Below are 12,836 nucleotides of genomic sequence, written 5' to 3'. Positions count from 1 at the left end.
TGTCGAAGGCTGCCGGAACCTTGCCGGTATCGCCGGGTCCGGAGAGTAGGGACGATGGTTTTTCGGCGGCGCAAACCGCTTCCCTGGCATCACCAGGCGCGCGAGTGGATCTGGCCCCGGCGCGGCTGGGCCCGGATGGCGCTCTACATCAGGCACCGCCTGGGCCGCCTGCCCGGCACGCCCTATCGGATCGCCGCCGGCTTCGCCTGCGGCGCGGCGGCCTCCTTCACCCCCTTCCTCGGGCTGCATTTTGTCATCGCAGCCCTGACAGCGCTCGCCTTGCGCGGGAATGTCGTGGCGTCCGCTTTCGGCACGGTTGTCGGCAATCCCGTCACCTTCCCCGTGATCCTGCCGTGGATCTACGCCTTCGGCCGGACCCTGCTGGGCTATGAGACGTCGGCGGAGCTCCCGTCCGACCTTTCCTTCGGCTTCATCTTCGACCGTCCGCTGGAAATTCTCTGGCCGATGGCGGTCGGTGGCCTGCCGACCGCGGTGGTCGCTTGGTTCATCACCTACTTGATCATGCACCGCGTTGTGTCAGGTTATCAGAAGGCGCAGCGCAGGCGCCGCGTGCGCAAGAAGCTGCGCAGACGGGCCAAGGCACGGAGCCAGGCGGCCCGCGAGGCGAGCGATGGACCTTCATCCCCGGAGCCGGCCGAGGCCGAGTCTCCAGCGCAGGAGGAAAGGGGAGACGAGAGGAATGACGCGATATTTGCGACTCGGGGTCAACATTGATCACGTGGCGACCATCCGCAACGCCCGCGGCGGCCTGCATCCAGATCCGGTCCGCGCGGCGCGCCTGGCAGCGCAGGCCGGCGCCGACGGCATCACCGCGCACCTGCGGGAGGACCGGCGGCACATTTCCGACGAGGACATCGAGCGCCTGAGCCGGGAGATCGATCTGCCGCTCAACCTGGAGATGGCGGCGACCCGAGAAATGTTGCGGATCGCGCTGAGGCACCGGCCTCACGCGGCCTGCATCGTCCCCGAGAAGCGCGAAGAGGTGACCACCGAGGGCGGCCTGGACGCCCACGGCGGCCGCAATCATCTCAAGGCTTATGTCGACGACTTGCAGGCCGCCGGGATCCGGGTCTCGCTCTTCGTCGATCCCGATCCGCTGCAGCTGGACGCCGCCGAGGCCCTGGGCGCGCCGGTGGTCGAGCTGCATACCGGGTCCTATTGCGAGGCTTTCCTGCACGACCAGGGCGGACCCGCGACCCAGGCCGAGTGCGCCAAGCTAGAGGCCGCCGCCGCCCATGCCGAGGCGATCGGCCTGGAGTGCCATGCCGGCCACGGCCTGACCTTCGACACGGTCGGGCCGATCGCCGCGATCCCGACCCTGGTCGAGCTCAACATCGGCCATTTCCTGGTCGGGGAGGCGATCTTCAGCGGCCTGGACAGTGCGATCCGGCGGATGCGGGCCATGATGGACAAGGCTCGCGCCGAGACCAACAGCGCCAAGGGGGCCTGAAGCGCCCATGATCATCGGCCTGGGCAACGACCTGATCGACATCCGGCGGATCGAGAAGACCCTGGAGAAGTTCGGCGCCCGCTTCACAGAGCGGGTCTTCACCGAGGTCGAGCGGGCCAAATCGGACCGGCGGTCGGCGCGGGCGGCCAGCTATGCCAAGCGTTTCGCGGCCAAGGAGGCCTGCGCCAAGGCCCTGGGCACCGGGGTGCCGCGCCGCGGCGTGCACTGGCAGCACATGGGGGTGGTGAACCTGCCCAGCGGCCAGCCGACCCTCGACCTGACCGGCGGCGCCGCCCTTCGCCTGGAGGAATTGACGCCTAGCGGCATGAAGGCGCGCATTGACGTGACCATCACCGACGACTATCCACTCGCCCAGGCAATCGTCATCATATCGGCCGTTCCATCGGATCATGATTGAGCACGACGAACCGCGGTCCCCCCAGGCCGACTCCGAGACCACGTCCCACGAAGCGGCCGAGGCCGCGAAGGAGGGCGGAAAGGCGCGTGCCGGCGGTGCCTTCGCCGAGTACCGGGAGACCCTGCAGACCATCGTGATCGCAGTGTTAATCGCGCTCGGCATCCGCACCTTCGCCTTCGAGCCCTTCAACATTCCCTCCGGCTCGATGATCCCGACTCTGCTGATCGGCGACTATCTCTTCGTCTCCAAGTTCTCCTACGGCTACACGCGCTATTCCTTCCCCTTCAGCCCGCCGCTCTTCGAGGGCCGGCTTCTCGGCAGCCTGCCGGAGCGCGGCGACGTCGCCGTGTTCCGCAAGCCGGGGGAGGAGGAGACCGACTACATCAAGCGCATCGTGGGCCTGCCCGGCGACCGGATCCAGATGATCCGCGGCGTCCTTCACATCAACGGCGAGCCGGTCGAGCGCGAGAAGCTCCCCGCGCGGGAGGGCGTCGGCGCCTACACCGAGTACGTCGAGACCCTGCCGAACGGCCGCCGGCACCTGATCCGGGAGCGCAGCGACAACGAGGTCACGGACAACACCTCGGAGTACCTGGTGCCCGAAGGCCACGTCTTCGCCATGGGCGACAACCGGGACAACAGCCAGGACAGCCGCTCGCTCTTCGAGGTCGGCTACGTGCCGGTGGAGAATCTGATCGGCCGGGCCGAGATCCTGTTCTTCTCCCACAACGGCACGGCGCGCTTCTGGGAGGTCTGGCGCTGGCCCTGGGCGGTCCGCTTCGGCCGGATCTTCGATGGGATCGAATAGGACCGCGGCGCCCGCCGACCTTCAGCCTCTTGCCAAGACCCTCGGTCACGACTTCGCCGACCCCGGCCTCTTGTCCCGAGCGGTGACCCACGGCAGCGCGCCGCGGCGGCAACGCGGCGCCGGCGACGACTACCAGCGCCTGGAGTTCGTCGGCGACCGGGTTCTCGGCCTGATCATTGCGGAACGGCTTTACCGCGACTTCCCGCGGGAACGCGAGGGCGCGCTGGCCAAGCGCTTCGCCATGCTGGTCCGGCGCGAGGCCCTGGCCGAGGTCGCCGGGAGGATCGGGCTCGGCCCCCACATCACGATCTCCAAGTCGGAAGAAGAGGTCGGCGGCCGCGAGAACCCGGCGATCCTGGCCGACTGCTGCGAGGCGCTGATCGGCGCGCTCTTCCTCGACGGCGGCCTGGATCCGGCGCGCCGCTTCGTCGAGGCGCAGTGGCAGATGCTGATCGAGGCCGACCTGCGGCCGCCGGAGGAGGCCAAGACTGCGCTCCAGGAATGGGCCCAGGCCCGCGGCCTCGCCCTGCCGGTCTATCGCGAGGTGAAGCGCAGCGGCCCCGACCATGATCCGATCTTCACCGTCGAGGTCAAGGTCGAGGACCGGCCCGCCGCGCAGGGCCGCGGCCGCTCCAAGCGCCTGGCCGAGCAGGAGGCCGCAGCCCGCTTGCTTGCGGCCCTCGAGTCCGCCCAATGACCGCGGAGAGCGCCGGGGGCGAAGCCCCGCGCTGCGGCTTCGCGGCGATCCTGGGCGCGCCCAACGCTGGCAAGTCGACCCTGGTCAACGCGCTCACCGGGGCCAAGGTCTCGATCGTCACCCACAAGGTGCAGACCACCCGCTTCCGCATCCGCGGCATCTTCATCGAGGGCGCCAGCCAGATCGTGCTGGTCGACACGCCCGGCATCTTCCAGCCCAAGCGGCGCCTGGAGCGGGCCATGGTCGAGGCCGCCTGGGGCGGGGCGGCGGACGCCGACGTGGTGCTAATGATCTTCGACGCCGGCCGTCGCGACATCGACCCGGACAGCCGGTTGATCCTCGACGGCCTCAAGGCCCAGGGCCGGCGGGCGGCGCTCGTCCTTAACAAGATCGACACGGTCAAGCGCGAGCGCCTTCTGGACCTGGCCGCGCGCTTCCAGGAAGAGGGGATTTTCACCGACACCTTCATGATCGCCGCCACGACCGGCGACGGCCTGGCCGAGCTGCGGGCTTTCCTGGCGGCGGCCATGCCGGAAGGCCCCTGGCACTATCCCGAGGACCAGCTGACCGACCTGCCGATGCGCCTGATCGCGGCCGAAGTGACGCGCGAGCAGCTCTTCCTGCGCCTGCACCAAGAGCTGCCCTATGCGCTCACCGTCGAGACCGACGCCTGGCAGGACTTCGAGGACGGCAGCGCCAAGATCGAGCAGACCGTCTACGTCCAGCGCGAGACCCACAAGGGCATCTGCCTGGGCAAAGGCGGCCGCACGGTCCGCGCCGTCCGAGAGGCGGCCCAGGCCGAGCTCCAGGCCATGCTGGAGCGGCCCGTGCACCTCTTCCTCCACGTCAAGGTGCGCGAACGCTGGGTCGAGGATCCCGAGCGCTACCGGGTCTGGGGCCTCGACTACCAGGCATGATGCGCAGATGACAGACCCGATCGCATACAAGAAGATAACCGAAGGTAAGCGGCCTGAAAAATACAGTCAATTTCCATTCAAATAGAATAATCATCAGCGCTCTTTTGTTTAGTAATTCATACATCAAGAGGCGGCGTCTTCTTGGAAATATTTTTGGAGTGCTAGACGAATTATTCAGCGACCAAACACATATTGATCGCCTCCATAGTCGCAGGGTCAACATCTTCTCTTCCAGTCAACCGCTCTGCGATATTCTTCGCTTCTTCTTGGTGCCCTACTTCACAATAAGACAGGACAAGAAGAATATCTAGTTCCGTTTTTTTCATAATATTGCCTTGCCAAACAAAATATTCTTCTATAAATGATTCATGCTCCTTCTGTTTGAATATCGATTTCAGTAGTCCGCCGATAGCTGCTTCTGTCGAGCCAGACTCTAATGACTCTCTGTATTTGTGCTCAGCACCATGAAAATCATTCGCTGCAAAGAGGACATTCCCTGCGTTCAGCAAAGCCCAGCGATGATCGCCATAATAGCTTGTTGCTTCGGTGAACTTCTTGGCAGCTAACGCGCGCTGATTCAGATCACCGAGTAGATTTCCCCACTGATTGTAGAAAGAGAAGCTTCTAACACCCTGTCGCTCCGCCACTCGGAATGCGACATGTGCTTTCTGGAGAAGCTTGAGTCTCTGGTCAGCTTCTGTGGCTTCACGTGCCTTTCTCCAAAGAATCTGTCCCCAGTTGTAATGAGCGCAGCCTGAACCTACGCCTAGAAGAGCGTTAATGCTCATCAGCCGCTCCGCTAGCTCTAGTTCGCCTTGAGAGAGGGCATAGATCGCTCTGACGAACAAATAGCGCCAATCCAGTGCCAAAAAGCTATCCTCAGTTTTGTCCTCAAGGCCAAAGCCAAAAGCTCTACGCCAAATTTGAGAAGCCTCCACAAATCGCTTATTCTCGATATAGAACACGAGTAAAATAGTAAATATGTTCTTATCCTCTTCTTCCCATGAATGAAACTCCACTCCTGGTAAGTTCTCGGCTACAATTTTCCATGCCTGGTCAGCAGATTCTTTCTCAGAACGCAACCCTTGGATCATTCCAATTAGCGCATGCTCAAACCGCGGTTCATCTACACTTGAAGCAAGCCTATCTAGGTCCTCAAGAAGACGCGAAATTTGATCGTTCTCTAGCGATGCTAAAGACGTTGATGCTCTGAGATAAGAGAGCGTTAGTCCAGCTACCAACAGAGGGTCGTCATTGGACTTTGCCACTGCTTCCTCGAAGTACTGCCTAGCGAGTAAAGCATTTAGGGTGTTCTCGCTGTGCTTCTGGCGATACAAGAAATTGTAACCACTGATAAGGTCAATCAGCTCTGCGGTAATCTCAAACGCACTTGGGTCCAATTTCATCAAATTTAGAGAATTCTCCACACGTTGCGGGTTCCACTCGAAATGCTGTACCGCGTAGGTTAACGGATCTAGAAACATCATAAGCAGTAAGGGTCCGCGTTCTTCAAGATCTGCAAAGCTTGAAAAATACTCCCGATGCGTGGTTTTCGCACCGCTTTCCAGGCTTATCGAGATGTCAAGAGCGTAACCATTATCACCACTAAGCACAGCACCACGAACGACACCACGGGGGGCCATTAGTCCACGTTGAACAGTCCTAGCCATCCCAACTATAGACAATTGATCGCCTTGAAGCGCATGGTCGTACATCGTCCAACCAATCTGATGTCGGACGCGCAGATTTTCATTCATGCGCGATTGCAATCTGTGCAGCAATATATCGTTGCTGACGCAAGAAGTCTTTTCTGTCTGGTACGTATCGAGGTATTGGATGGCGAGATCTCGGCCTCTTCTTTGATTCTTATCTCGCAGGCGCTGCATATTGGACAAAAGGTGTCTCGTAAACAGAGTCTCATCATAGCCTCTTTGTTTGAGATCGTCGGGCAGAGAGAAAGCATCGACTATTATGGCTGTCTGATCGGCCGACTTTATGATCTCGGAAACAATCAGGCATGCAAAAGCGACGATGGAGAACGCGATAACGAATTTCGAAGCTTCGATCGTTGTTCTAAGGAAGGCGTGTATGCCAGAACAGCAGACAAGCAGCGGGCGCCGTGCGGTGGTAAAGAAACGCTTCATTGATCTGACTATACTGTGGAGCGCGTTGCTAGCAATCGGCATTGAGGCCACAGTTGATGAGGAACAGAAGCGTATTCAGAGATTATTGGAAAAGAACTACACAGCTTTCCACAAGAGAGTCAATACCAAGATCGCCGATCGACTCTCGACGTTTACAATGTTTGTGGAAGTGGCGGAGCGAATTGGCTCTTAACCGCGATGCCGATAGGAAACAGCGCGTGTCTTTGGGACTAGTTGTCTTAGCAGGTACTTTGGTTCTACGCTGCTTCCTCCACGTCAAGGTGCGCGAACGCTGGGTCGAGGATCCTGAGCGCTACCGGGTCTGGGGCCTCGACTACCGGGCGTGACGGCCGCGGCGCTCCCTTTCAGCTGGAGAGCTTGCGCGCCCAGGCCTTGGACCACTGGCCGAGCGGAACCAGCAGGCCGTAGAGTTCCCGGCCGCTCGGCGTGGCCCGGTAGCCGAGGCCGTCGTGCTCGACTAGGCCGGCCGCGCGCAGCTCCTTCAGGCGGACGTTCAGGACCGTCGGCGAGATGCTCTCGCAGCGCGCCTGGAGTTCCCGGAAGGTGCAGGGCCCGCCTTCGCTCAGGGTCCAGAGCACGCCCATGGACCAGCGCCGCCCGAGCAGGTCGAAGAGCGCCATGATCGGTGCCCCGGACCTGGAGCCTCTGACCGGCCGGCCCGGCCTTGGAACCGCTGCCATGTCTGCCGTCCCTCGCTGCCCTCTGGACGTTGCTACGGATAGCGTAGCAGACGCTTTGCCATCCTGCCGGGATGTGCTACGAAATGCGTAGCACGCCTCGAGGTCCGCTTCAATCCGCGCTGGCGTCGGATGGAATCCACGGAAGGGGTCTTCAGACATGGCCGACAGCGATTTCGAGATCCTCGACGAGCGCTTAAGGCGCTGCGTGAAGGTCAGCGCCCGGCTCGACCACCTTTGGGAGGGCGGCCGCTGGACCGAGGGCCCGGCCTACTTTCCGGCGAGCCGCTCGCTGATCTTCAGCGATATTCCCAACGACCGCATGCTGCGCTGGGACGAGACGACCGGCACGGTCGGGGTCTTCCGCGGCGGCGAAGGCCGCTACACCAACGGCAACACGGTCGACCGCCAAGGCCGCCTGGTCAGCTGCGAGCACGGCGGCCGGCGGGTTACCCGGACCGAGCACGACGGCCGGATCACCGTCCTCGCCGAGCGCTTCGAGGGCAAACGCTTCAACAGCCCCAACGACGTCGTGGTCAAGTCCGACGGCTCGATCTGGTTCACCGATCCGGCCTACGGGATCGATTCCAACTACGAGGGCTTCCAGGCGGACTCCGAGATCGGCGGCGACCACGTCTACCGGCTCGATCCCGAGACCGGCGCCTGCCGGATCGTCGCCGACGACTTCGTCCGGCCCAACGGCCTGGCCTTCTCGCCGGACGAGCGCGTGCTCTACATCGTCGATTCCGGCGGCACCCGCTTTTCCAGCGGCGAACGGCACATCCGGGTCTTCGAAGTCGCCGACGACGGGACGCTCTCCGGCGGCGCGGTCTTCGCGACCTGCAGCGCCGGCGTCTTCGACGGCTTCCGCCTGGACGACGCGGGGCGGATCTGGACCAGCGCGGCCGACGGCGTGCATTGCCTGGAGCCGGACGGCACCCTGATCGGCAAGGTCCTCGTGCCCGAGCAAGTCTCCAACCTCTGCTTCGGCGGCCCGAAGCGCAACCGCCTCTTCATCACCGCCACGACCTCGCTCTACGCGATCCTGCTTCCGGTCAACGGCCTGAAGACCTTCTGAGCGTACAGGTGGAATACCCCTCACCCAGCTTCGGCCAGGGCTCGGCTTCGCCTCGCCAAGCCTCCACATCCCGCGCGAAGCGCTGCGCTCCGCCCCCCGGCGCCGTCAGGCGCTGGAAGGTTGAGGCGAGGGGATCTCTGGCCATTTCACTCCGCCATGTCGGGCATCTCCTCCGGGGGTGGCATTTCCTCGAAGCTGGGCAGGGCGGGGTCCATGCGGTCCCAGGAAGGGCCCCGCTTGGCATAGACGACCAGCTGCGGTCGGAAGACCTCCGGGTCGTCGAGGCTCGAGGCGCGCACGAAGACCAGGCCCGGCACGGCGCTGTTTCGGGAGTAGATGGCCGAGCCGCAGGTCGGGCAGAAGCCGCGGCTGACCATGTTGCCGCTGTCGGCCGGGGCGTCGAAGAAGCGGAGCTCGCCGCTGATAGAGAACGCGGCTTCGGGCACGATCATGTGCGAGCCGTGGCCGGTCCCGCTGGTCTTGCGGCAGTCGATGCAGTGGCAGTGGCCGCCGCCCCGCTGCTCCCGGCCTTGATAGCGCACTGCGCCGCAGAGGCATCCGCCGGTGAAGCTCATCTGGTTCTCCTTCGTCTCGGGTTGGGGAGGCGGGGTCAGCCCTGCTGGGACTCGTAGGTGATCAGCGCCAGGGCGGCGCCGGCGGGATCGCGGAAGCTGGCGATGCGGCCGACGCCCGGCACCGAGAAGGGCTCTTGCAGCGCCGTCGCGCCGGCCTTCAGGGCCGCCTCGAAGCGAGCGTCGACGTTGTCGACCGTGATGTAGCTGATCCAGCCGCCTTGTTCCGAGGGCGCGCTCGAAAAGCCGCCGACTGGGGTTTCGCCGAGCAGGATGCCGTGATAGGTGCTGCCGTCCTTCATCGGCAGCTCGGCGATGGTCCAGCCCAGGACCTTCTCGTAGAAGGCCCGTGCCGCCGGGCCGTCCTGGCCGTGGTGCTCGATCCAGCTCGGCGCGCCGTGGGTCGCCATGGGGTTATCGCTCATCCTCAGTCCTCCTGTTGTCATGGACCGCAGGCTCGCGGTCCTCCAGAGGACGGAGGCGCGGGGGCTAATCCGACAGGGTCGCGGATTTCTCTTCCAGGGCCTCCAGGCGTTCGCGCAAATGCGCGGTCTCGGCCGGCGTCGTACAGAGTGCCAGCGCCCGCCCGTACGCCTCGGCGGCCTCGGGCGCTCGGCCCAACTCTTCGAGCCAGGCGGCCCGCGCGCCGTGGAAGTAGAGATAGCCGTCCAGCGCGCCGGCCAGCGGTGCGGTCAGGGCCAGGGCCGCCGCCGGGCCCTCCAGCTTGGCGACAGCGACCGCCCGGTTCAGGGTCACGACCGGCGAGGGCTGGGCCCGCTCCAGGGCCCGGTAGAGCCGCTCGATCTCGGCCCAGTCGGTCGCCTGCGGGGTCGCGGCGGCGCAGTGGACGCCGGCGATGGCGGCCTGGATCTGGTAGGGCCCGGGGCGGCCCTTCAGCAGGGCCTTCTCGATCAGCACCCGGCCCTCGGCGATCGGGGAAGGGTCCCAGAGGCCGCGGTCCTGGTCCTCGAGCAGCACGATCCGGCCCCCGGCGTCGAGCCGCGCCCTGGCCCGGGCGTGCTGGAAGAGGCAGAGCGCCAGCAGCCCCATGACCTCGCTCTGGCCCGGAAAGAGCCGGAGCAGCAGCCGCTGCAGACGGATCGCATCCTCGCAGAGCGCGATCCTCAGGTGGGCGCCCTTGCCGGCCGAGGCGTAGCCTTCGTTGAACATCAGGTAGAGCAGGGTCGAGACCGCGGACAGGCGCTGCGCGCGCTCCGCCACCGAGGGCGTCTCGAAGGAGATCCCTGCCGCGGCGACCCTGCGCTTGGCCCGGGTCAGGCGCTGCTCCATGGCCTTGGGCTTGACCAGGAAGGCCCGGGCGATCTCCTGGACCGAAAGCCCGGCCACCACCTTGAGCGCCAGGGCGAGCTGGTCCGTCCTCGGCAGCTCCGGCCGGCAGCAGATGAACAGCAGCCGTAGGATGTCGTCGCGGTAGCCCTCGGACTCCAGGCGCTCGATCGCCGCGGTCTCGCCGTCGCCGCCCGGCGCCTCCGGCGGCTCGTCCTCCAGCGGCGCGTGGCGGCTTTCGCGCCGCAGCTCGTCGATGACGGCGTTGCGGCCGACCAGGATCAGCCAGGCCACCGGGTCCCGCGGCCGGCCTTTCTCGGGCCAGCGCGCCAGGGCGCGCAGGCAGGCGGTCTGGTAGCCCTCCTCGGCCTTGTCGAGGTCGCGGAAGCGGCGCGCCAGGGCGCCGACGACCCGCGGCCGCGCGCTCGCGAGGAGCGCGCTCAGCCAGTCGGGCCCGCTCATGGGTAGGGGGCGGCCTCGAAGGGCGTCTGCGGCAGCACGCCCGGTCCGTAGAAGTGCACCGGCCGGATCTCCAGGGCGCCGACCTCCACCGGCAGCTGCTTCGCGACCTCGACCGCGTCCTCCAGGCTCTCGCAGTCGATCAGATAGAGCCCGAGCAGCTGTTCCTTGGTCTCGGCGAAGGGCCCGTCCAGGACGACCGGCTCGCCGGTCTCCGAGCGGATGGTCACCGCCGCCGTGGTGTGCATCAGCCGGGCGAAGGGTCCCAGCTTGCCGGCCTCGGTCAGGCGCGCCTGCAGGCTGCGGTGCTTCTCCAGGGTCGCCTCCTCCTCCGCTTCCGAGAAGGATTCGACCAGGGTCTCGGCCCCGTAGATCAGGATGGAATAGAGCATCTTCGAGCTTCCTTTCGCTGCCGTCATGGCAAAGGACGGAGCAGCCGTCCCGGATCCGACAGACGAATGAAAGCTCATTTCACTGGGCTTGCCGATTCCCTTCCTGTCTGGGCGCCCTCGGCCAGCGCCCGGGGCGTCACGCCGCCAACTTGAGAAGATGCGCGTCGTGACGCTTCAGAAAGGCGGCCAGGCGGGTGCCGTAGTCGTCGTCGACGGCGGCGCGCACGCTGGCCCGCTGCGCCAGCGCCGCGCGCCAGGCCCGGACCTTCGGCACCTCGGCCAGCACCGCCAGGTCGGCGATGCTGTCGAAGACGTCGAAATAGCGGAACACCGGCGCGAAGGCCGCGTCGACCAGGCTGAAGGCCAGGCCGGCGAAGTAGGGCCCCTCGCTCAGCTCGGGCTCCAGCCAGGTGAACTTCTCGGCCACCGCGCGGCGCTTGGTCTCGAAAAGCTCCGGGTCGCGGACGGTCTCCAGGCCCCAGATATCGCCGAGGATCGCCGAGGCGAACTCGACCCAGGCGCGGTGCCGCGCCCGTTCCAGAGGATCCTGCGGGTGCAGCTTCGGCCCGGGCCGGGTCTCCTCGATGTACTCGCAGATCACGCTGCTCTCGAAGATCACCGTCTCGCCCCCGTCGGGCCTGGGGACGCGTAGCAGCGGCACCTTGCCGCGCGGCGAGATCCTCTGGAACCACGCGGGCTTGTCGCCGAGATCGACCATCATCCGATCGAAGGGGACTCCTTTCTCCATCAGCGTAATCGCGGCCCGCTGGGCATAGGGGCAGAGGTGGTAGCTGACCAGGGTCAAGGGCGGCATGGTGCTTCTCCTTCACGGGCTCGGGCGTCAGCGTGACGATCTTGATGTGGCATTTTGGAAAGAAAACCCGGTAATATCGAAAGATGAGCTTGCATTAATCGCAAGGTCTAGCGCTGGAGGACCTGCGCCTGGTCGTCGCGATCGGCGAGGCGGGCTCTCTGACCGGCGCGGCCCGGCGTCTCGGCGTCGACCATTCGACGGCCTTCCGGCGCCTCGGTGCGGTAGAGGCCCGGCTCGGCCTGCGGCTCTTCGAGCGGGCGCGGCGCGGCTACAGCCCGACCCCCGGCGGCGAGGAGGCCATCGCCAGCGCCGGGCGGGTCCTCGAGGAACTGACGGCCCTGGAGCGCCGCCTGGCAGGCCGGGACCTGCGGCCGAGCGGGGTGGTGCGGGTCACCACGACCGATACCCTGATTGAGCTCCTGACCCCGCTGCTGGTGGATTTCCGCGGCGAGCATCCTGGGATCACGCTGGAGCTCGCGACCTCCAACGACTTCTTCACCCTGACCCGGCGCGACGCCGACGTCGCGATCCGCCCCGCGGTCAGCGCGCCCGAGGAGCTGGTGGCGCGGCGGATCGCCGGGATCGCCTTCGCGCCCTTCGCTGCGCCGGCCTACCTGGAATCTCGGGGCGCCCGCGAAGCGGAAGCCGAGGAACTGGAGGCTCTGGACTGGCTCGGCCCCGACGACAGCCTGGCGCACCTGGGCCTGGCCCGCTGGCTGCGCGCCCGGGTGCCGGCGGAGCGCATCGTGTTCCGCGCCAGCTCGCTCCTGGCCCTGCGCGAGGCGGCCCGGGCCGGCCTCGGGGTTGCGCCGCTGCCCTGCTACCTGGCCGCGACGGCGCCCGAATTGCGGCGCGTCGCCCCGCCGCTCCCCGAGATGGCCTCCGCCCTCTGGCTGATCACCCACCCGGACCTGCGCCGCAGCGCCCGGGTGCGGGCCTTTCTCGACTTCATGGGCGCGCGTCTGACGACCCTGCGGGGCCGCCTCGAGGCCGCTCCGTCCTGAGGACCTCGCGCCGCGGGCGTTGCGAAGCGCAGGGCTTCGGCTCAAGATCGCTCGAACAAGCCGACAAGACATCAACC

Annotated in this window: 15 protein-coding genes; 8 read left to right on the top strand and 7 right to left on the bottom strand. The window is 65.6% G+C overall.

The genetic code is table 11. From position 1 onward, the window contains the following. The first annotated feature begins 54 nt into the window (after positions 1-54). Genes QNJ30_16595 through era form a run of 6 tightly spaced genes read left to right on the top strand, consistent with a single transcriptional unit; the run spans position 55 to position 4,311 of the window. Positions 55-735 carry a DUF2062 domain-containing protein gene (locus QNJ30_16595; protein MDJ0945089.1) on the top strand — a complete coding sequence of 227 codons (681 nt, stop codon included), beginning with the start codon at positions 55-57 and terminating at the stop codon, positions 733-735. Then, the gene (locus QNJ30_16590) at positions 701-1,471 is read left to right on the top strand and encodes a pyridoxine 5'-phosphate synthase (GenBank protein MDJ0945088.1); all 771 of its coding nucleotides are present in this window, start codon (positions 701-703) and stop codon (positions 1,469-1,471) included. The genes QNJ30_16595 and QNJ30_16590 overlap by 35 nt, the downstream gene beginning before the upstream one ends. A 7-nt stretch (positions 1,472-1,478) precedes the next feature. Next, positions 1,479-1,889, top strand: a complete 411-nt coding sequence (gene acpS, locus QNJ30_16585) for a holo-ACP synthase (GenBank protein MDJ0945087.1) — start codon at positions 1,479-1,481, stop codon at positions 1,887-1,889. Continuing rightward, on the top strand, positions 1,882-2,697 hold the full coding sequence (lepB, locus tag QNJ30_16580) for a signal peptidase I (protein ID MDJ0945086.1): 816 nt from the start codon (positions 1,882-1,884) through the stop codon (positions 2,695-2,697). Before acpS ends, lepB begins: the two co-directional genes overlap by 8 nt. After that, a complete protein-coding gene (rnc, locus tag QNJ30_16575) occupies positions 2,684-3,394 on the top strand; it encodes a ribonuclease III (GenBank protein ID MDJ0945085.1) in 711 nt (236 codons plus the stop codon). Before lepB ends, rnc begins: the two co-directional genes overlap by 14 nt. After that, on the top strand, positions 3,391-4,311 hold the full coding sequence (gene era, locus QNJ30_16570; protein MDJ0945084.1) for a GTPase Era: 921 nt from the start codon (positions 3,391-3,393) through the stop codon (positions 4,309-4,311). The genes rnc and era overlap by 4 nt, the downstream gene beginning before the upstream one ends. Positions 4,312-4,481: 170 nt before the next feature. Here the strand turns inward: era and QNJ30_16565 are convergent, their stop codons facing one another. Further along, positions 4,482-6,455, bottom strand: coding sequence for a hypothetical protein (locus QNJ30_16565; protein ID MDJ0945083.1), 1,974 nt, complete (start codon positions 6,453-6,455; stop codon positions 4,482-4,484). Between the two features lie 365 nt (positions 6,456-6,820). Next, on the bottom strand, positions 6,821-7,156 hold the full coding sequence (locus tag QNJ30_16560) for a helix-turn-helix domain-containing protein (protein MDJ0945082.1): 336 nt from the start codon (positions 7,154-7,156) through the stop codon (positions 6,821-6,823). 157 nt (positions 7,157-7,313) lie between these two features. On the opposite strand from QNJ30_16560, the gene QNJ30_16555 reads away from it, so the two are divergent. Next, entirely contained in the window at positions 7,314-8,231 is a 918-nt protein-coding gene (locus tag QNJ30_16555) for an SMP-30/gluconolactonase/LRE family protein (GenBank protein ID MDJ0945081.1), read from the top strand. A 146-nt stretch (positions 8,232-8,377) separates the two neighbouring features. On the opposite strand, the gene QNJ30_16550 is transcribed toward QNJ30_16555, so the two are convergent. The 5 genes from QNJ30_16550 to QNJ30_16530 form a co-directional block, all read right to left on the bottom strand. Further along, positions 8,378-8,806, bottom strand: coding sequence for a GFA family protein (locus tag QNJ30_16550; GenBank protein ID MDJ0945080.1), 429 nt, complete (start codon positions 8,804-8,806; stop codon positions 8,378-8,380). A gap of 35 nt (positions 8,807-8,841) precedes the next feature. Continuing rightward, a complete protein-coding gene (locus tag QNJ30_16545) occupies positions 8,842-9,228 on the bottom strand; it encodes a VOC family protein (GenBank protein ID MDJ0945079.1) in 387 nt (128 codons plus the stop codon). Between the two features lie 64 nt (positions 9,229-9,292). Further along, complete coding sequence (locus QNJ30_16540) at positions 9,293-10,552, bottom strand: RNA polymerase sigma factor (GenBank protein ID MDJ0945078.1); 1,260 nt, start codon at positions 10,550-10,552, stop codon at positions 9,293-9,295. After that, a complete protein-coding gene (locus QNJ30_16535) occupies positions 10,549-10,941 on the bottom strand; it encodes a YciI family protein (protein ID MDJ0945077.1) in 393 nt (130 codons plus the stop codon). Before QNJ30_16535 ends, QNJ30_16540 begins: the two co-directional genes overlap by 4 nt. A gap of 136 nt (positions 10,942-11,077) precedes the next feature. After that, positions 11,078-11,755 carry a glutathione S-transferase family protein gene (locus tag QNJ30_16530; GenBank protein MDJ0945076.1) on the bottom strand — a complete coding sequence of 226 codons (678 nt, stop codon included), beginning with the start codon at positions 11,753-11,755 and terminating at the stop codon, positions 11,078-11,080. A 383-nt stretch (positions 11,756-12,138) separates the two neighbouring features. Here QNJ30_16530 and QNJ30_16525 point away from each other — a divergent pair, with 383 nt between their 5' ends. Then, a complete protein-coding gene (locus QNJ30_16525; GenBank protein ID MDJ0945075.1) occupies positions 12,139-12,759 on the top strand; it encodes a LysR substrate-binding domain-containing protein in 621 nt (206 codons plus the stop codon). Positions 12,760-12,836: the final 77 nt, after the last annotated feature.

Source organism: Kiloniellales bacterium (genome assembly GCA_030066685.1).
Taxonomy (GTDB): Bacteria; Pseudomonadota; Alphaproteobacteria; order Kiloniellales; family JAKSBE01; genus JAKSBE01.
The sequence above is the reverse complement of the archived record's forward strand: the minus strand, read 5'-3'. Positions and strand labels throughout refer to the sequence as shown.

What these genes read in the sequence shown, in the direction of transcription:
- QNJ30_16595 (MDJ0945089.1), top strand. Translation starts at nt 55, where the DNA reads ATGGTTTTTCGGCGGCGCAAACCGCTTCCCTGGCATCACCAGGCGCGC.
- QNJ30_16560 (MDJ0945082.1), bottom strand. Translation starts at nt 7,156, where the DNA reads ATGGCAGCGGTTCCAAGGCCGGGCCGGCCGGTCAGAGGCTCCAGGTCC.
- QNJ30_16555 (MDJ0945081.1), top strand. Translation starts at nt 7,314, where the DNA reads ATGGCCGACAGCGATTTCGAGATCCTCGACGAGCGCTTAAGGCGCTGC.
- lepB (MDJ0945086.1), top strand. Translation starts at nt 1,882, where the DNA reads ATGATTGAGCACGACGAACCGCGGTCCCCCCAGGCCGACTCCGAGACC.
- acpS (MDJ0945087.1), top strand. Translation starts at nt 1,479, where the DNA reads ATGATCATCGGCCTGGGCAACGACCTGATCGACATCCGGCGGATCGAG.
- era (MDJ0945084.1), top strand. Translation starts at nt 3,391, where the DNA reads ATGACCGCGGAGAGCGCCGGGGGCGAAGCCCCGCGCTGCGGCTTCGCG.
- rnc (MDJ0945085.1), top strand. Translation starts at nt 2,684, where the DNA reads ATGGGATCGAATAGGACCGCGGCGCCCGCCGACCTTCAGCCTCTTGCC.
- QNJ30_16530 (MDJ0945076.1), bottom strand. Translation starts at nt 11,755, where the DNA reads ATGCCGCCCTTGACCCTGGTCAGCTACCACCTCTGCCCCTATGCCCAG.
- QNJ30_16590 (MDJ0945088.1), top strand. Translation starts at nt 701, where the DNA reads ATGACGCGATATTTGCGACTCGGGGTCAACATTGATCACGTGGCGACC.
- QNJ30_16550 (MDJ0945080.1), bottom strand. Translation starts at nt 8,806, where the DNA reads ATGAGCTTCACCGGCGGATGCCTCTGCGGCGCAGTGCGCTATCAAGGC.
- QNJ30_16565 (MDJ0945083.1), bottom strand. Translation starts at nt 6,455, where the DNA reads ATGAAGCGTTTCTTTACCACCGCACGGCGCCCGCTGCTTGTCTGCTGT.
- QNJ30_16545 (MDJ0945079.1), bottom strand. Translation starts at nt 9,228, where the DNA reads ATGAGCGATAACCCCATGGCGACCCACGGCGCGCCGAGCTGGATCGAG.
- QNJ30_16540 (MDJ0945078.1), bottom strand. Translation starts at nt 10,552, where the DNA reads ATGAGCGGGCCCGACTGGCTGAGCGCGCTCCTCGCGAGCGCGCGGCCG.
- QNJ30_16535 (MDJ0945077.1), bottom strand. Translation starts at nt 10,941, where the DNA reads ATGCTCTATTCCATCCTGATCTACGGGGCCGAGACCCTGGTCGAATCC.